Origin of the sequence: Micromonospora sp. NPDC047670, from assembly GCF_043204915.1 — a bacterium.
In the GTDB taxonomy this organism is placed as follows: Bacteria; Actinomycetota; Actinomycetes; order Mycobacteriales; family Micromonosporaceae; genus Micromonospora.
In genome coordinates this window covers 879699-896492 of the sequence record NZ_JBIDDA010000001.1, presented here as the reverse complement: position 1 = coordinate 896492, position 16794 = coordinate 879699, and the positions used below count along the sequence as shown (strand labels likewise).

General features: G+C 72.7%; 16 protein-coding genes. 9 read left to right on the top strand and 7 right to left on the bottom strand.

Annotation, left to right across the window (positions count from 1 at the left end; genetic code table 11):
- Window positions 1-36: 36 nt before the first annotated feature.
- Window positions 37-939 (bottom strand): NADP-dependent oxidoreductase, encoded by a 903-nt coding sequence (locus tag ACGF7U_RS04305; protein WP_393102738.1) that lies wholly within the window; start codon window positions 937-939, stop codon window positions 37-39.
- Between the two features lie 106 nt (window positions 940-1045).
- On the opposite strand from ACGF7U_RS04305, the gene ACGF7U_RS04300 reads away from it, so the two are divergent.
- Window positions 1046-1444, top strand: coding sequence for a winged helix-turn-helix transcriptional regulator (locus ACGF7U_RS04300; RefSeq protein ID WP_393102736.1), 399 nt, complete (start codon window positions 1046-1048; stop codon window positions 1442-1444).
- A gap of 143 nt (window positions 1445-1587) precedes the next feature.
- Here the strand turns inward: ACGF7U_RS04300 and ACGF7U_RS04295 are convergent, their stop codons facing one another.
- The 3 genes from ACGF7U_RS04295 to ACGF7U_RS04285 all read right to left on the bottom strand — a co-directional run bounded on the left by ACGF7U_RS04295 (window position 1588) and on the right by ACGF7U_RS04285 (window position 5165).
- Window positions 1588-2268, bottom strand: a complete 681-nt coding sequence (locus ACGF7U_RS04295; RefSeq protein ID WP_393102734.1) for a hypothetical protein — start codon at window positions 2266-2268, stop codon at window positions 1588-1590.
- A gap of 3 nt (window positions 2269-2271) precedes the next feature.
- Window positions 2272-4101, bottom strand: a complete 1830-nt coding sequence (locus ACGF7U_RS04290; RefSeq protein ID WP_393102732.1) for a hypothetical protein — start codon at window positions 4099-4101, stop codon at window positions 2272-2274.
- Between the two features lie 515 nt (window positions 4102-4616).
- Window positions 4617-5165, bottom strand: a complete 549-nt coding sequence (locus tag ACGF7U_RS04285; protein WP_393102730.1) for a heme-binding protein — start codon at window positions 5163-5165, stop codon at window positions 4617-4619.
- A gap of 170 nt (window positions 5166-5335) precedes the next feature.
- On the opposite strand from ACGF7U_RS04285, the gene ACGF7U_RS04280 reads away from it, so the two are divergent.
- From ACGF7U_RS04280 to ACGF7U_RS04255, 6 genes are all read left to right on the top strand, one after another.
- Complete coding sequence (locus ACGF7U_RS04280; protein ID WP_393102728.1) at window positions 5336-6466, top strand: sensor histidine kinase; 1131 nt, start codon at window positions 5336-5338, stop codon at window positions 6464-6466.
- Window positions 6463-7095, top strand: coding sequence for a response regulator (locus ACGF7U_RS04275; protein WP_393102726.1), 633 nt, complete (start codon window positions 6463-6465; stop codon window positions 7093-7095). The genes ACGF7U_RS04280 and ACGF7U_RS04275 overlap by 4 nt, the downstream gene beginning before the upstream one ends.
- A complete protein-coding gene (locus ACGF7U_RS04270; protein ID WP_393102724.1) occupies window positions 7092-7769 on the top strand; it encodes an ankyrin repeat domain-containing protein in 678 nt (225 codons plus the stop codon). Before ACGF7U_RS04275 ends, ACGF7U_RS04270 begins: the two co-directional genes overlap by 4 nt.
- Window positions 7770-7897: 128 nt before the next feature.
- Window positions 7898-9076: an aminoglycoside phosphotransferase family protein gene (locus ACGF7U_RS04265; protein WP_393102722.1), complete on the top strand. Its 1179-nt coding sequence runs from the start codon at window positions 7898-7900 to the stop codon at window positions 9074-9076.
- A gap of 141 nt (window positions 9077-9217) precedes the next feature.
- Window positions 9218-9556, top strand: coding sequence for a type II toxin-antitoxin system RelE/ParE family toxin (locus ACGF7U_RS04260; protein WP_393102720.1), 339 nt, complete (start codon window positions 9218-9220; stop codon window positions 9554-9556).
- Complete coding sequence (locus tag ACGF7U_RS04255; RefSeq protein ID WP_393102718.1) at window positions 9553-9852, top strand: multiprotein-bridging factor 1 family protein; 300 nt, start codon at window positions 9553-9555, stop codon at window positions 9850-9852. Before ACGF7U_RS04260 ends, ACGF7U_RS04255 begins: the two co-directional genes overlap by 4 nt.
- An 84-nt stretch (window positions 9853-9936) precedes the next feature.
- On the opposite strand, the gene ACGF7U_RS04250 is transcribed toward ACGF7U_RS04255, so the two are convergent.
- The 3 genes from ACGF7U_RS04250 to ACGF7U_RS04240 form a co-directional block, all read right to left on the bottom strand.
- The gene (locus ACGF7U_RS04250) at window positions 9937-13011 is read right to left on the bottom strand and encodes a DUF3427 domain-containing protein (protein ID WP_393102716.1); all 3075 of its coding nucleotides are present in this window, start codon (window positions 13009-13011) and stop codon (window positions 9937-9939) included.
- An 85-nt stretch (window positions 13012-13096) separates the two neighbouring features.
- Window positions 13097-13660 (bottom strand): GNAT family N-acetyltransferase, encoded by a 564-nt coding sequence (locus tag ACGF7U_RS04245; RefSeq protein ID WP_393102714.1) that lies wholly within the window; start codon window positions 13658-13660, stop codon window positions 13097-13099.
- A complete protein-coding gene (locus ACGF7U_RS04240) occupies window positions 13657-15150 on the bottom strand; it encodes a hypothetical protein (RefSeq protein WP_393102712.1) in 1494 nt (497 codons plus the stop codon). The genes ACGF7U_RS04245 and ACGF7U_RS04240 overlap by 4 nt, the downstream gene beginning before the upstream one ends.
- A 179-nt stretch (window positions 15151-15329) precedes the next feature.
- Between ACGF7U_RS04240 and ACGF7U_RS04235 the strand changes: the two genes are divergently transcribed.
- On the top strand, window positions 15330-15800 hold the full coding sequence (locus tag ACGF7U_RS04235; protein ID WP_393102710.1) for a glycine-rich domain-containing protein: 471 nt from the start codon (window positions 15330-15332) through the stop codon (window positions 15798-15800).
- A 65-nt stretch (window positions 15801-15865) separates the two neighbouring features.
- Window positions 15866-16720 (top strand): hypothetical protein, encoded by an 855-nt coding sequence (locus tag ACGF7U_RS04230; RefSeq protein ID WP_393102708.1) that lies wholly within the window; start codon window positions 15866-15868, stop codon window positions 16718-16720.
- Window positions 16721-16794: the final 74 nt, after the last annotated feature.

Genomic DNA, 16794 nt, shown 5'->3' with positions numbered 1-16794 from the left:
GTCAGGCGATCGTGACGGCGGAGGTTCGGCCGGGGGTCAGGGGACGATCACCACGCCGCCGCGGACGCCGCCCCGGGCGAGCCGGTCGTGCGCGGCCGCGGCGTCGGCGAAGGGGTACACGCCGGCGACCCGGAGCGGGATGTCGCCGCTGGCGACGAGTTCGACCAGTTCACCCAGCCGCGATCCGTCCGGCTGCACCTCCAACGCGACGGTCCGGATGTTCCGCACCGGTTCCGGGCGCAGCGGGGGCGACGCGGCCACGTAGCCGCCGCCGTCGCGGACGAGGCCCAGCAGCGAGGGGCCGATCACCGCCAGGTCGACGACCGCGTCGAACGTCCCGGTCGGGTCGTCGGCGCGCGACAGGAACGCCGCGCCCAACGACTCCACGAACGCGCGGTCGTCGGTTCCGGCGAGTCCCGTGGCGCGCAGGCCGGTCGCGCGGGCCAGCGCCAGGACGAACCCGCCGACCTGCCCGGCGGCGCCGGTGACGAGCACGGTCGAACCCTCCGGGAGCGCGAGCAGGTCGAGGGCCTGGGCGGCGGCGAGGCCGTTGGTCGGCAGGGTCGCCGCCTCGGTGGCGGGGACGCCGGCGGGTGCGGCGGTCAGCCAGGCCGCGTCGAGCACCACGTACTCCGCGTGGGCGCCGACCGTGGTTCGCAGCCATGGCGAGAAGCCGATGACCTCGTCGCCGATCGTGAAGTCCCTGACCGCCGGGTCGACCGCGTCGACGGTGCCGGCCACATCCCAGCCGGGCGTGTACGGCAGACCGGTCGGCAGCGGGGCCGGGAACCGACCGGAGCGGATCATCAGGTCGACCGGGTGGACGACGGACGCGGCGACCCGCACCCGTACCTGCCCCGGCCCCGGCACGGGCACCGGCACGTCGGCCACGTGCAGAACCTCCGGCCCGCCGAACTGTGCATAGCTGACTGCGCGCATCGCTGCCTCCCTGGTGGGTTTTCGTGATCACCAAGACCGTAGGAATCAGCGGGCACCGTCAGGAAGTAGGTACCGTGAAGTGCCTAGGGCACCGGTGGAGGGCAGGATGGCGACGACGACCGCGGCACAACGCCGCGACCAGGCCAAACGCGACTACGACGCATTCCTGGAACAGTGTCCGACCCGTGAGCTGTTGAGCAGGCTCACGGACAAGTGGGTCGCACTGGTGATCCCGGCCCTCGCCGGCGGCCCGCAGCGGCACAGCGAGCTCGCCGACCGCATCGCCGGCGTCAGCCAGAAGATGCTCACGCAGACCCTGCGCACGCTGGAGCGCGACGGCCTGGTCGCCCGCACGGTCACGGCCTCGGTGCCGGTCCGCGTCGACTACGAACTCACTCCGCTCGGCCATGAACTGTTTCCGGTCCTGGTCGCGATCAAGAGCTGGGCGGAGACGCACATGGACCGGGTCTTCGACGCCCGCGCCCAGTTCGACGCGCGCCCCTGAGCCTCCGCCCAGGCGGCGCAGGGCGTCCGCACACCGACAGGCTCGCGCACTGTCGTGCGGCAGCACCAGCGGTAGGGGTGGCTGCCCGGGCCGCAGTCGCCGGCTGCCGACCCGACGGTCGGGCCGGCGGCGAGGTGGGGCGGCTACCGGCCCAGATCCGGTGCCGTCGGGCCGGTCAGCCGCAGCTGCCGGGCGTTGGCGCGGGCGTGACCGGCGAGGATCTCCCGTGCCTCACCGTGGTCGCGGCGCGCCGCCGCGACCACTCTGGCGACGCGCCCGGCGGCCTCCTCGACCCAGTCGAGGGGCTGCGGGTCACGACGGTTCTGCTCGGCGGCGCGCTCGGCGTACCCGGCGGCCACCTCGGCGGCCGGCAGGTCGCCCAGCAGCAGATTGGCGTACGCCAGCTCCTCGTCGAGCAGGACGTCGATCCATTCCTGTCCCGGGTCGAGCTCGGCCAGCCGTTCCCGCAGGTGCGACAGGTAGCCGTCGAGCGTGGCGTACCGGTCGAAGAACGGTACGGCGCGGGAGACGACCGCGTCGACCACCTGCGCGGCGATCGACGAGTATCCGGCCAGCGTGGCGGGCGCCTCCCAGCGGCCCAGCCGGAAGCCGCAGGTGTAGCTCTCCGGTTCCGGCTCGGCCAGCAGCTGCACCTGCGCGTGCAGGAAGAACGCCGGCCCGTACGCCGACGGCTGCGGCACCACGCGCGCGGCCGTCCAGCCGACCGGTGCGCGCACGAGCGAGTCGCCGGCCAGCTCCCACCCGTCGCCCAGCGCCGGGATCACGTGGCGTCTCAGTGCCTCAATCCACACCCGAGTGTCCATCGGTCAGCACCGTACCTCGAACACCGGTAGCTGACGGTTGCGGTACTGCGCCGGCAGGTTGCGGTGGAGCTTGTCGTACCAGTCCTGCTTGAGTCCCTCGTCGCCGGTCTTGAGGTCGAGGAAGAACTCGGGCCGCAGCGGGTCGGCACCCACCACGACGTCGGCGCGCGCACTGCCGGCGGGCCAGACCTTGCGCCCGAAGTAGGGGTTGTAGCGCATCGGCGCGATGCGGCCCCGCAGGTAGGAGACCTCGCTGTGCAGGTTGCCGCCCTCCGCCTCGATGAGTTCGGCGAACCGCTTGTGCACGGCCGTGCCCCAGGTGGCGGCCGTGTGGTGTGGCTGCCGGGCGACCTCCCGGCAGGCCTGCCTCGCGAGCTGCTCCACCCGGGCCTTCGCCTGCTGCTGGGCCGGCGTCAGGCTCGGCGACGTCGCGGTGGGGAAGACCATCGCGCTGCGGGTGGCCTGCGGCTGGGCGGTGGCTGTCGGGGCGTTCGGCGCGGTGCCGGCCGGGGTGGGCGTCGGCGTGGCCCGATGCCGCCGGTTGCGGGCGAGTTCCTTGGCCAGGTCATCGGCGAGCGCCTTGATGTCGGCCTGGACGAGCGCCCGCGCGACCGTCGACGCCTGGGCGCGGACCGTGTGGACTCTGGGGTTGCGTGACGGCGGGATGCGGTAGCGGGCGAAGCAGGACGTGGTGACGCTGCCGTTGGGCCGCATGCTCTTCGTCGTGGTGCAGGTGGCGATCGGGCGGCCGTCCAGCGTCATCGAGGTCGTGATGGACGCGTTGACCGGCCGGTTGACCGACAGGTACGGCGAACTCGACACCACCCGGTTCGACACCGTCACGTTGGCGCGGCATCCGTTGACGGTGCAGGGGGAGAGCGTGATCGCCCCGCTGAGGGTGAACCTCACCTGGGAGTCGACCGAGTTGCGCAGCTCCTGGACGCGGGCGGCCAGGGTGCGGAAGAACTCCTCGATCTCCTCCGGGGTGAGCCGTGCGATGTCGAACTCGAACTCGTCGTCGGCCCGCGCGCCCCGGGCGATCAGCCGTACGCCTGCCGACCCGTGGTCGTTGCGGGTGCCGGTGACCGTCGGGCCGGTGCCCGCCCGGGCCGCCACCCGGACGACCTGCCGCGGCTCGGTCGTGGTCACATGGACCATCAGCCCGCCCGCGTCGATGACCTGCGCCGGCACGCCGTCGATCGTCGTGGTGGCGCCGGGGACCGGCAGGTCGGTGACGCCCTCGCCCGCCAGCACCTCGGCCAGGGTCGAGGGGGCCAGGGAGTCGCCGAGGTCGAGGCCGAAGTGCTCGTCGGCGACCTGCACCCACTGCCGGCCGTACTCCGCGACGACGTCGGCGCGCACGCCCGTGCTCCGCCAGTAGGCGGCGGGGGCCCTGACGAAGGTGCGTTCCCCGGTGTCCAGCGCCTGGAGGCGGTGGCCGTTCACGCCGAGCTGCGCCAGCGTCGAGCCCTCGGCGGTGACGCGCGCGTCGACGGTGACCCGGTCGCCGTCGCCGTCGGTGAACCAGCCGGTGTAGCGGGCGCCGGGCACGCTCGCCACCGTCACCGCCGCGGCGGCCAGGTCGCCGGCCGCCGCGACCTGCCGTGCGACGTGCGGGTCGAGGGGCGGCGCGTCGGGGTCGTCGCCGACGGTGCGGACCAGGAACACGCCGAGCAGGGCGCAGACCAGCAGCAGCGCGAGGGCGCCGCCGCCGAGGCCGACGAAGAGCGCCGTGTGGTTGCGGCGCGGGGGCGGGGGCGGATAGCCCGGGTACGGCGGGGGCGCGGTGGCGCGCAGCGGCGCGCCCGCCCACGGCTGTCCCGGCGCGGGCATCGGCTGGTGCGGCGGCGGCGCGGCGTGGTGCGGCGGCGGCCCGGGCGGCACGGCGTGGTGCGGCGGCAGTGGCGGGCCCGGTGGCGGGCCGGTGTGGGCAGGTGGTGGGATCGCCGGTGGGCGGGTCTGCGCAGGTGGTGGGCCCGCCGGTGGGCCGGTGTGGGCAGGTGGTGGGATCGCCGGTGGGCCGGTGTGCGCGGGTGGCGGGAGCGCCGGTGTGTGCGGAAAGTGCGCCGGCTGCTGCTCTGGCTGCGCGTCGTCGGCCGCTGCGCCCTGGACCATGATGTCTCCCCGTGAGGTGACCGGCACCGTCGGTGAGAGTCTATGGCTTCGATGCAAGGTGGTGGATGTCCCGATGGCCGGTGCGTGCTGCTGGTCTGACCGGGCAGTCCGACGACCGCGTCCATCGGCGCAGCGGTGACCCGCGCCGGCTGATCGGGGCCGAGGATCCGACGCCGCAGGGGTGGGCCTCCGGTCAGCCGTCCCGAAGGCCCACCCTCGACGGGGTGCCGCGCTCAGCGCAGGGTGGCCGCGCCGGCGTCGGCGTACTGCGCGTCGAGGTCGCCGGAGGGCGCGCCGCCGACGCCGATGGCGCCGACCACCTGTCCGTCGACGCTCACCGGCACGCCACCGCCGAGGAACAGCGTTCCCGGGATGTCGCGCAGGGTGGCGCCCGCCCCGGTCACCCGGCCGGCCAGCGCGGAGGTGGGCTGGCCGAAGGAGACGGCGGTGAACGCCTTGCGGTGTGCGGACTCGGCCGTCTGGGGGCCGGCGCCGTCGCCCTTGAGCTGCACCTGCACGGTGCCTGACCGGTCGAGGACGACCACGGTGACCCGGTGGCCGCCCTTCTCGGCGGCCTTCACGGTCGCCTCGGCGGCGCGCAGCGCCGCGTCGAGGTTGAGCGACGGGTTCGCCACGACGTGGCTCTGGGCGGCTGGCGCGGTCTTCGGCTTCGCCAGCGGCTCGGCGGCGGAGGCGGTGACGGCGACGCCGGTGACGGCGGCCACGGCCACGGCGCCGGCGCCCAGGCCGAGCGCCAGCCGGCGGCGGAAGTTGTGGATCATCGCGGGCTCCCTGAGGTCTTCGGTAGCGGGTGACAGCCATCAGCCTGGCCGCGGTGCGCGGCGCGGTCATGGCACGCCGGATGCAACCGCGATACATCAGATGGTTGATTCGGCGGCGGCGAACCTGCCGTACGCTGGACAATTGTCAAGATCAATTGAGAGGTGGGTGGGTGGAGCGGCGGGACCGGCTGCGCCCGGCGATGCGGTGGGGGTTCCTGCTCCTGCTCGCCGCCGCCGCCTCCCGCTACGTCGTACGCCACGGCTGGGGCGCCGACACCGGCGTCGTGCTGGCGCTGGCTGTGCTGTTGCTGGCCGCGTACGCGACCAACGAGCTGGGGCGGGCCGCGCCCGGCGCGCGCTTCGCGGCGGTGATTGCCGCGTTCCTCGCGCTGGTGCTCGCCGCGCCGAGCTTCGCCCTGGTGGCGATCCCGCTGTTCTTCGTCGGCCTGCGCCAGCTCCCGCGACGCGCGGTCTGGCCCCTGGCCGGGCTGCTGACCGGCGCGGTCGTCGTCGCGCAGGTGCGGCTGGCCGACCGGCTCGACCCCAGCCTGGTGCTCGGGCCGGCCGGCGTCGCCGCCATCACCACCGTGGTCTTCCTCGAACTGGACCGGCAGAACCGGGCCCGGCAGCGGGCCCTCGACGAGCTGCTGGCCGCCCGCGAGAAGCTGGACCGCAGCCAGCGCGAGGCCGGGGCGCTGGCGGAACGGGCCCGGCTGTCCCGGGAGATCCACGACACCCTCGCCCAGGGCCTGTCCAGCATGAACCTGCTGCTCCAGGCGGCGGACCAGGAGTGGGACAGCGAGCCCGCGCAGGCCCGCGGGCACGTGCGGCAGGCCGCGGCGACGGCCCGGGAGAACCTGGCCGAGGCGCGCCGCTTCGTGCGCGGCCTGGCCTCCCCGGCGCTCGACGGCGCCTCGCTGACCGACGCCCTGGCGCGGCTGTGCGCGGCGACCGAGCGCGACACCGGGATCCCGGTCCGGTTCGCCGTGGTGGGCCCGATCGCGCCGCTCGGCGTCGACAACGAGGTGGCCCTGCTGCGGGTCGCGCAGGGCGCCCTGGCCAACGTGCGCCAGCACGCCCACGCGCGGCGGACGGCCGTGACACTGACCTACGGCGACCAGGAGGTGACGCTCGACGTGTACGACGACGGAATCGGGTTCGACCCCGCCGCCGTCACCGGATACGGGCTGACCGGCATCCGGGAGCGGATCGCCCACCTCGGCGGCACCGTCGTCGTCGAGAGCGCACCCGGCGAGGGCACCGCGCTCGCGGTCAGCCTGCCGCTGCGGGAGGCCCGATGAGCACGCCGCTGCGGCTGATCCTGGTCGACGACCACCCCGTGGTCCGCGCCGGGTTGCGGGCGCTGGTCGGCGGCCGGCCGGACATGACCGTGGTCGCCGAGGCGGCAACGGCCGGCGAGGCGCTCCGGCAGGCCGCCGCGCTGCGCCCCGACGTGGTGCTGATGGACCTGCAACTCGGCGACGGCGTCGACGGCGCGGCGGCCACCGCCAACCTGCTCACCCTGCCGGAGCCGCCGCGCGTGCTGATACTGACCACCTACGACAGCGACGAGGACATCATGCGGGCCGTCGAGGCCGGCGCGACCGGGTACCTGCTCAAGGACTGCCCGCCCGAGGAGCTGTTCCGGGCCGTGCACGCCGCCGCGGCGGGGGAGACCGTGCTGTCCCCGCCGGTCGCCGCCCGGCTGATGGGCCGGATGCGCGGCCCGCAGGCCACGCTCAGCGCCCGCGAGGTGGAGATCCTCACGCTGCTGGCCCGGGGCCTCGCCAACAAGGAGATCAGCCGCCAACTGTTCATCAGCGAGGCCACGGTCAAGACCCACCTGGTCCGCATCTACACCAAGCTCGGCGTCGACTCGCGGACCGCGGCGGTGCACGCCGCCGTCGAGCGGAAGCTGATTCGGCGGTGAAGCGCCGCGCCCTGCTCGCCCTCACCCTCGCCACGGCCGCCGGCTGCGCCCGGCCCGCCCCCACACCGCCCCGGGAGGAACGCATGCCCCGCCCCGCCGACCAGGACCTGCTCGCCGCCGCCGACGCCGGGAACCCCGATGCGGTACGCGCCGCGCTGGCCGCCGGCGCCGACATCGAGACCCGCGACGCCCGACGGCGTACGCCGCTGCTGCTGGCGGCCGCGAACGACCACGTCGAGGCCGCCCGGATCCTCATCGAGGCGGGAGCCGACCCGGACGCGCTCGACGACCAGCACGACACCCCGTGGCTGGTGACCGGGGTGACCGGCAGCGTGGCGATGCTCGAGGTGCTGCTCCCCGCCGACCCCGACCTGACGATCGTGAACCGCTTCGGCGGGATCTCCGTCATCCCGGCCAGCGAACGCGGCCACGTCGAGTACGTCCGGCGCGTCGTACGCACCGGCATCGACGTGAACCACGTCAACGACCTCGGCTGGACCGCGCTGTTGGAATGCGTGATCCTCGGCGACGGCAGCCGGCCGTACCAGCAGATCGCGGAGATCCTGGTGGGCGCCGGGGCGCGCGTGGACGTGCCCGACCGGGACGGCGTCGACGCGCGGGAACACGCCCGCCGGCGCGGGTACGCCGAGATCGTCGCCATCCTGTCGCGCTGAGCGGCGGTGCTCCCGCCAGCGGGTCCGCCGGTCCTTGCCGCCCGCGCCGAGGGCGGTGGACCCCAGAGGCAGCGCAGTGTCGGGTTAACCGGTGGCTGCGGGCCGCTGACCGGCGGTAGCGTGCCGGCGTGTCCCGGACCGTGACCCTCGCCCTGCTCGACGCCGCCGGCGCGCCGCTGGGCGCCCTGCCGCCGTTCGACGTGCCGTCGCCCTGGTGGCAGGACGTCGCCCCCGTCGTGGCCGAGGCCCAACGGCGGTACGGCGTCGACGTCGCCATCCTGCGCCTGCTCGGCGGGGACGACACCGGCACCGTCGGCGGCGCGGTCACATACCTCGGACAGGTCAGCGAACGGCCGGCCGCGCCGCTCGTCCCGGCGGAGCTGGACCTGACGGCGGACCCGCTGCGCGCCCCCTTCGCCGAACCCGGCGGGCCGGCGCGCAGCCTCGCCTGGGCCAAGGGGGAGCTGCGGCGGCTCGGCCGGCCGGCGGAGACCGCCAACCAGCAGCGGACCTGGAACCTGTCGGCGGTCTGGCGGCTCGACGGACCGGGCGGGACGGCGTGGCTGAAGCAGGTGCCGGCGTTCTTCCGGCACGAGGCTGCCGTGCTGCGCTGGCTCGGGCGTGCGGCGCCGGGGAAGACCTCGACGCTGCTCGCCGACGACGGAGACGGCCGGATGCTGCTCGACCACGTGCCGGGTGAGGACCGCTACGGGGCGCCCATCGAGGAGCGGCTGGCGATGGCCGCCGACTTCCACCCGGTGCAGGTGCGGTCCGCTGCGGACGTGGCGGAGCTGGTGGCGGCGGGCGTGCCGGACCTGCGTGCTCCTCATCTCGCCGGCTGGATCCGGGACCGGCTCACCGGTCACGACATCTCGTCCGTGGCGGGCCTGCTGGCGGGGCTGGAGGCGCGGCTCGACGAGGTGGCCCGGTGTGGGCTGCCGGAGACGCTGGTGCACGGGGACCTGCATCCCGGCAACGTTCGCGCCTGCGCCGGGAAGCATGTCGTCATCGACTGGGGCGACGCGTTCGTCGGGCATCCGGCGTTCGACGTGCTGCGGCTGGCGGAAGGGCTCGACGCGGCCTCTGCGCAGTCGGTGGTTGAGGAGTGGTGCGCGCGGTGGCGGGCCGACGTGCCGGGGTGCGATCCGGAGCGGGCCGTGGAACTGCTGCGGCCGGTGGCGGCGCTGCGGATGGCGGCGGTGTACGCGATGTTCCTCGAGGGGATCGAGGCGAGTGAGCGGGTGTACCACGCGACGGATGTCGACGCCTGCCTGAAGCAGGCGCTCGGCCCGGCGCCTGCGCTGTGATGACTGCGGCTCGCGGTGGTCAGGCCCGGTTGTAGCCGGCGTACATGGCGGACCGGCCGGAACCCTTCGAAGACATGCGGGTCGCAAAGCGGGGAGGGATTACCGCAGTGCCATAGCACCGATGCTATGACCTGGGGTAGCGTGGAGCTGGAACCAGAGGTTCGAGACTGGCTGGAGGGGCTACCGAGCGCCGACTTCGCGCGAGCGGCGTTCTATATCGACCTGCTTGCGAGTAGGGGAGTGCTGCTCGGTGAGCCGCACTCTCGACAGCTCGACGGCAAGCTGCGGGAGCTGCGCTTCTACCTGGAGCGCGATGCAGTCCGGGTGACGTACTGGATAGCCTCCGACCGGCGGATCGTACTGCTGACCGTCTTTCGCAAGACGCGTATGCGGGAGGACCGGGAGGTGGAACGAGCCCGCCGGGCGCTTGAGCGGTGCGTGGCGGAGCGGCACACGGTGAACGAGGGGGCGGAGCGATGAGCGATCGCGTCGACTGGAACGACCTGCGCGACCGTCGGATGGCGGAGCCAGGAGCTGCCGAGGCGTACGAGGCGACGCGCATCGCCTTCGAGCTCGGGCAGGAGGTGCGGCATCTGCGGGAACACAAGGGGTGGAGCCAGAGCCAGTTGGCGAGGTCTGCCGGTATGACCCAGTCTGCCGTGGCCCGGTTCGAGGCGGGCGGCACCGTGCCGACCCTGCCGGTCCTGGAGCGTCTCGCAAGTGCTCTCAACATGAGACTGGATGTCAGGTTCGCTCCGAACGCAGACGCCGCCTGAGCATTCGCCCCCGAACCCGACGGGCGGTTCGAGGCCCGTTCCTACGCAGCGAGGTGAGCCGGTCCAACACCTCCTGGCCGGTGCTCACGCGGCGATGGCCCGGGCGGCGGCGTACGTGTCGGCGGGCAGCGCGTGGTGCAGCCGCCAGATGATCCGCATGGGCCGGTCGCCGGTGTGCTCCTGGTAGGTCATCGGGCCGGCGTAGAGGTAGGCCGGCGCGCCCAGGTCGCGGTCGGCGACCCGGGTCTCCCGCACGAACAGGTGCACCGTCGATCCGCGCGAGGCGTGGTGGATGTAGCGCTGGCCGGTTGCCGATGCCGACGACGTGGTGCTCTGCGACTCCCACTGGAAGAGGCTGTCGGTGATGGCCCGGTCGGCGTACATGGTGGTGGGGGAGTAGTGCGCCTCCGACTTGACCAGCGTGACGAAGAAGAGGTCGGCCTTAGCGTCCGGCAGCCACTTCACCCCCTCGCGCAGCGAGCCCGGGTTCGGCATACCGAAGGCGGCGCACGCCTCGTTGCGGCTGTATCGGGCGTGCACCCGCAGCGGCACCTCCGCCGACAGCGGCTCCGGCGTGACCCGATGGATCCGGTCCCGCAGCACCTCGGCGACCTGCCGCAGCTCGGCACAGCGGGCCGGCTCCGCCCAGAGCCGTGCCAGCCGCTCCTCCCGCGAGGTCAGCGGCGCGTTCGGCCCCCACAGGTCGAAGTGCAGCATGTCCCACAGCCGCCCGGCGTCGGGCCGCTCACCCGCCGCCATCCGACCCAACAGCGCCAGCCGGTCCGGGTCGTCGAGGTGCAGCATCCGCCCGATGGCCCGGCCCAGCTCACGGTCGTCTGGCCCCGGCACCGAGGGCTCCAGCCCCGCGAGCCGGCGGAGCCCGGTCCACCCGCCGACGCTCGCCGACCGGTACACGTCCTCGATCTCCACGCCCGTCTCGCGCAGGAATTCGCCCAGGCTCACGTCACCCAGCAACCGCAGCTCCGCCACCAGGCCGCGCTTCGACGTCGGCAACGCCGAGCGCAGGTTGCCGAGCACGATGTCCTTGGCCACCCGGTCCAGCTCGATGTGGCAGCCGCTCGGCAAACTCGGGAAGTCCTGCTCGACCGCGTCTGAGACGGACTTCCGGCTCACCCCGGTCAGCGCCCGCCAGCGCAGGTCGAATCGGAAGTTGGCGTGCTGCGCACCGATGAAGTCGAGCACGGTCAGGCAGGGCTTGTCGTCGTCCAGGCGCAGACCACGGCCCAGCTGCTGGAGGAAGATTGTCGCGCTCTCGGTGGGGCGCAGCATCAGGATCGTGTCGACCATCGGGAGGTCGACGCCCTCGTTGAAAAGATCCACGGTGAAGAGCACCCGCAGCGTGCCCTTGCGAAACTCCGCGAGCAGCGCGTGCCGGCTCGGGGTGTCGACCTGCGAGGTCACCGCCGCCGACGGTACGCCGTGCTTGGTGAACCAGTCCGCCATGAACCGGGCGTGCCCGATGCTGACGCAGAAGCCCAGCGCCCGCATCCGGACGGCGTCAACCTTGTCCTGTACCGCCCGCAGCACCATCCGCGCCCGCGCGTGGTTGCCGGTGTAGACGCCGTCCAGCTCCGCCGGGTCGTAGCCCTGCCCGCGCTTCCAGCGCAGCTGCGACAGGTCGGTCTCGTCGTGCAGCCCGAAATACTGGAACGGCGCCAGCAACTGCCGCTCCAGGGCGTCCCACAGGTGCAGCTCCACGGCCGCGCGGCCGTCGAACCACCGCCGCACGTCGCCGCCGTCGGCCCGGTCGGGGGTCGCCGTCAGCCCCAGCAGTACGCGTGGCCGTAGCCGCTCCAACAGGCGGGCGTACGTCGGTGCCTCCGCGTGGTGGAACTCGTCGACGATGACCATGTCGTACGCCTCGGGGTCGATCTCGCGCCGGCTCAGCGACTGGATGGAGGCGAAGACGTGCCGCCAGTGGGTCGGCTCCCTGCCCCCGACGAGCATCTCGCCGAAGCTGCCGTCGCCCATCACCTGCCGGAACGTCGCCAGGCTCTGCCGCAGGATCTGCTCCTGATGGGCGACGAAGAGCAGCGAAGCCGCCTTGCCGGCCCGTTGTAGCCGGCGGTAGTCGAGGGCGGCGACCACCGTCTTGCCGGTGCCGGTGGCCATGACGACGAGGTTGCGCCAGCGGCCGTGCACGTGCCGCTCGGCGTCCAGGTCGGCCAGGATCTCCGCCTGGTACGGGTACGGCCGCACGTCAAGGTTGGCGATCTGGATCGGTGTCTCGCCGGGGCGCTCCCCGCTGAGCGCCTGCCTGAGCCGGTCGGCGTCCCTGCTGGCGTCGTAGTCCTCGAAGGCGGGGTCGTTCCAGTAGTCCTCGAACGTGGCGGTGAACGTGTCGATGACGTGCGGCTGCTCGACGTTCGAGATCCGCACGTTCCACTCGACGCCGTCGACCAGCGCGGCCTTCGACAGGTTGGACGAGCCGACGTACGCGGTGGTCATGCCGTTGCCCCGGCGGAACAGCCACGCCTTGGCGTGCAGCCGGGTGGTCCTGGTCTCGTACGACACCTTGATCTCGGCACCCAACTCGGCGAGCCGGTCGAGCGCGCGCTGATCGGTCGCCCCGAGGTACGTCGTCGTGATGACCCGCAGCTTGCCGCCGCGGGCGATCAGGTCGCGGACGGCCGGCTCGACGATGCGCAGGCCGTACCACTTGATGAACGCGCAGAGCAGGTCGACCTGCTCCGCCGACGCCATCTCGTGCGTGACCTCGTGGCCGATACGCGGCTGGTGACGGCCGTTGACCAGCAGGGCGCCCGTGGAGAGCGGAGTGGTGGGGCGCTGCGGGAAGGCGGGCTGCGCGGGTGGAGTGGGTGGGGCGGCGATGGCGTGCAGGAGGTGTTTGGCGTCGGTGACCTGGTCCTGTGCCGTGGCCGCTTGAGGGCTTACGGCGGCGATGGCCTCAGCGATTCGGTTGGCCAGGTCTACCTGGCGTTGGAGCTTGTCGTCACCGCCGGGGAGGGCGTGCAGGGCGCGGTGGGCCAGGGCGGCGATGTGACGGGCGAGGGCGTCGGGGGCGTCGGCGGGGTCGAGCCTGTGGTGCTGGATGAGGGTGGGATCGACGTGCTGGAGGCCAGCGGCCAGCTCGCGAGTAATCAGGTGCTCGTAGACGCCTCGCTCAAGATCCGTCACCCGGGCACGGTAACCGGCCTTGCACTGGATGGCCCTGCCCCGCAGCGCTCAACTGTTGTCGGTTAGGTGACAGTCTGGCCCTGTCTCAGAGAGGATCAACTCGTACGGTTTGGCTGACCTGCTTCACCATGACGTCATACGTAGGTGCGTGGTCCCAGCCAGGACGGAGCATGGTGATCTTCTGCCAGCCCCAGCTTCGATACGCAGCCTGGGCTGCGGTGTTGTCCGGCTCGGCCAGGAGCGTGGCGCGATCCTCGGTGCGCCCAGCGAGTAGCTCGTCGTGCAGCGACTTGGCGATCCCTCGGCGACGCCAGCCAGGGGCCACCATCAACTCGCTGATGGCGAATGTCCGTTTACCGTCCTCTTCGGTGAATCCGGCCGGGATGGGCTCCTGGATGCCACCCCACCAGCGGGTCTCGGCCGGCAGCGGGAAGCCGTAGATGTACCCGACCAACTCGCCGCCGACCGTGGCCGTGACGAGGTCCCAGCCGTCGCGCTGCATGTGGCCGGCAAGCTGGCGGCGGTACCGGTCCTCGCTGTGGAACTCGCCGCCGTCCGCGTACACGGTCAGGTAGAGCCCAACGAGCCGGTCGATGAGTCCGGCTGCCTCTTCGGCGGTGTGGTGCCGCAGTTCCAACCCTTCGATCATCCGCGCACCGCCTGGTCGTATGCCTCAACGAACTTCCGAGCCGCAGCGGTCGACCGCTGCGGCTGTCCCAGGTCGGATCGGAGCTGCGCGAGTTGGAGAGTCACCCGCCCCGAACTCACCTGACCAAGTTCAGGCAGCAGGTTCATCGCCGTGTACGCAGCCTCGTCGAGGTTGCCCTGCCTGTAGGCGGCGCTGGCGAGCTGGACCGAGTAGTAGATCTGATTGCGCCGAAGAACGGCCGAGGGGTTCTCCGTAATGGCCCGGAAGGCGTCGGCGGCGTGATCGGGCCTGCCCAGCGCAAGATAGGCGAGGCCCTCGATGCCCTTGACCTCCTGCGCGGTGACGAAGTGCAGGAACGGCATGTCCTCTTCGCGGGTGCCACGTTCGAACTCGCGTTGAACCCTGCTCATGGCCCGGTGGAAACCGCTTATGTCGTGCACGGTGGCGTACGTCCTCGCGGCACGTAGGTGCAGCAGCGTGGCCAGTCGTGGGGTGCCCCATCCGGCGGAGGACCGGAGTGCCGCTTCGACGGCGTGCAGCGCCTCACCTGGCCGGGTCTGGCAGGTCAGCAGCGCGAGGTAAGCGAATGCGCGTACCTCCATCCGTGGGTCGTCGCAGAAGCGGGCTCTGGTGATCGCGTCATTGAGGTACGCCCTGGCTTCCGCGCGGCGGTTCGCGTCGACGGTGAGCCAGGCGGTTTCTATGGCCAGATCGGCAAGGGTGGCCTGGAGGGCTTCGCCGACGCCCCGGCTGTAGGTGGCCTTCGCCGCCCATTCCGCAAGCTGGGCGTGTACCCGGATGGCGATGTCGCAGAGCTGGTTGGCGCCAACTGCCGCGTCGGCGCGACGAAACTCGTCTACCAAGGCGCCGACGGCGCGCACTTGTTCCATGCCGATGGTCCGGGCCGCGTTGCCGGGCGCGGTGAGCATGCCGAGGGAGCCGGTCGCGGCGATGCCCGCGAGTGCGGCGAAGGCATGGAACTGTCGGCGGTCCGTGGTGCCACCTCCCTGGTTCGGTGACGTAGTGCCAGCATCGGCCAATGCCGGCAGCGCGGTGAGCCCGGCACGTTCCACCGATACGGCATCGTGCCGTGCCATCTTCACCGGCCGGCTGGGCAGGCTGAACCACAGGAAGCGGGGCGGAACCCGAAGCACCTGTGCCCATTGCGTGAGCCGGTCCATGTGCATGATCGGTGGTCCGTTCTCCACCCGACTCAGCTGTGCCTGCGTGATCCCCAGCCACCCCGCCACCACAGTCTGCGGCAGCGGCTGCCGTCCGTGGTACGGATGGCACCGGTACGCCCGGATGACCCGCCCGAGGTGCCGCTCGGCCAGGGCCCATCGCACCGGCTCGTGTTCCCAGAAGCTCGCCGGCACCACCGGTGGCGTGCTCAGCCTGTCCCGTTCGGCGGCCTGGCACGGCGCGCAGCGCCCGCTGTCGTTGTCGCGGGCCAGGCGCGCGCCACATCGGGGGCAGTTCGCGTGTGTCACCGGCAACCTCGCCATGCGCAGGTGGCTCCGTCCAGCTGGCCTTGTCGAGCCTATCCATTGAAGCCGCTCCGTGCCGGTCCGGTATACGCGGCGCGCATATCGACGATGCTCACACGGTCATCGGTTGCCGATCGGCAGGGCCGCAGTCTGGGCGCAGACCCCCCAACGGAAGGAGCGCCATGCTGCTCACCGTCGACAAGACCGGCCGGACCCTCGTACCGGATGAGCTGTTCGACCGGCTGACCGCCCGCATCGCCCACGACCACCCCGAGCTGGCCCCGGACCTCCCGGCCAGGATCATGGACCAGGCGCTGGCGTTCCTCGGCGCGTGCGCCGTCACCGCCGAGCCGATCGGGCCGACCGGTCTGGTGGACATCGGCTGGCACGCGTTCATCCTCCACACCCACGACTACGCCGAGTTCTGCGACCGCGTCGCCGGCCGGTTCATCCATCACGAGCCCGAGCCCGTGCCGGACGACAGGCGACCGTCGGCCCCGGAGCCGGTCGGCGCCCCGATCTCCCGGACGGTGGCCGCGATCACCGCCGCCGGCTTCGCACTCGACACGCCGCTCTGGGCGGCGCGGGCCGCCGACTGTGGTTCGAAGTGCCACCAGTGCCACGCCGGCTGCCACGACAGCCCTCGTGGATAGGCCGGCTGACCAGCGGTCCCGGGCATAGACTGCCCGGGACCGCCCGCCGCCGGAAGGCCCGTCACATGCCACGTCGCCGCTGGGAGGAGCTGCCCGAGGGGGTACGCCGTGCCGTCGAGCGGCACACCGGCTCGATCCGTTCGGTGAGCCCGGTCCCGACGGGCGCCGCCAGCGACATCGCCGTCACCGTCGACACCGACGCCGGCCGCGTCTTCTGCAAGGGCGGCGAGGTCGACGGCCTGTTCGGATGGCTCTACCGCAATGAGGCCCGCCTCAATCCGTGGCTGCCTGCGGCGGCTCCCCGTCTGCTCTGGACCGTCGAGCGCGGCGGGTGGCTGCTCCTCGGTTTCGAGCACGCCGCCGGCCGTCATCCCGACCTGGCCCCGGGCTCACCCGACCTCGCCCCGCTGGCGGCCCTCCTCGGTGACCTGGGCCGGCGGCTCACGCCGTGCCCACCCGTCGCCGTGCCGTCCTTTGGCGATCGCTGGCGCACACTCATCGCCCCCGAGCTGGTCGACGGCGACACCCTCCTGCACACCGACATGACGCCCCGCAACTTCCTGATCGAGCCCGGATCAGGCGGTGACGCGGGGGAGAGCCAGACCGTCTGGCTGGTGGACTGGTCCGGTCCCGCCCGCGGTGCAGCCTGGATCGACACCGCTCTGCTGCTGCTGCGCCTGATCCGCGCCGGCCACGATCCGGCCGCCGCCGAGGAGTGGGGCCGGCAGGTGTCGGCGTACGCCAACGCACCCGAGGCCGCATTGACCGCCTTCGCCGACGCCCTGGTCGTGCTGTGGCAACGCAAGCAGGAGAGCAACGCCGCATCCCACCACGGTCCGCTCATCGACGCCGCCCGCCGCTGGGCGGCTCACCGGGCGTGCCCGTACAGACGGGGCAGCTCGACAGCGTCGGCGGCGTGAGAGGCGAGCGCCGCCCATCGCTTGCTCAGGCGCATGTCCGGCTGGGTGATCAGCCGTATACGCAGCGCGTATCT

Bases quoted from the DNA above. Each gene is read 5' to 3' on its own strand.
- ACGF7U_RS04305 (WP_393102738.1), bottom strand. From the start codon at position 939: ATGCGCGCAGTCAGCTATGCACAGTTCGGCGGGCCGGAGGTTCTGCAC.
- ACGF7U_RS04300 (WP_393102736.1), top strand. From the start codon at position 1,046: ATGGCGACGACGACCGCGGCACAACGCCGCGACCAGGCCAAACGCGAC.
- ACGF7U_RS04295 (WP_393102734.1), bottom strand. From the start codon at position 2,268: ATGGACACTCGGGTGTGGATTGAGGCACTGAGACGCCACGTGATCCCG.
- ACGF7U_RS04290 (WP_393102732.1), bottom strand. From the start codon at position 4,101: ATGCCCGCGCCGGGACAGCCGTGGGCGGGCGCGCCGCTGCGCGCCACC.
- ACGF7U_RS04285 (WP_393102730.1), bottom strand. From the start codon at position 5,165: ATGATCCACAACTTCCGCCGCCGGCTGGCGCTCGGCCTGGGCGCCGGC.
- ACGF7U_RS04275 (WP_393102726.1), top strand. From the start codon at position 6,463: ATGAGCACGCCGCTGCGGCTGATCCTGGTCGACGACCACCCCGTGGTC.
- ACGF7U_RS04255 (WP_393102718.1), top strand. From the start codon at position 9,553: ATGAGCGATCGCGTCGACTGGAACGACCTGCGCGACCGTCGGATGGCG.
- ACGF7U_RS04245 (WP_393102714.1), bottom strand. From the start codon at position 13,660: ATGATCGAAGGGTTGGAACTGCGGCACCACACCGCCGAAGAGGCAGCC.
- ACGF7U_RS04235 (WP_393102710.1), top strand. From the start codon at position 15,330: ATGCTGCTCACCGTCGACAAGACCGGCCGGACCCTCGTACCGGATGAG.
- ACGF7U_RS04230 (WP_393102708.1), top strand. From the start codon at position 15,866: ATGCCACGTCGCCGCTGGGAGGAGCTGCCCGAGGGGGTACGCCGTGCC.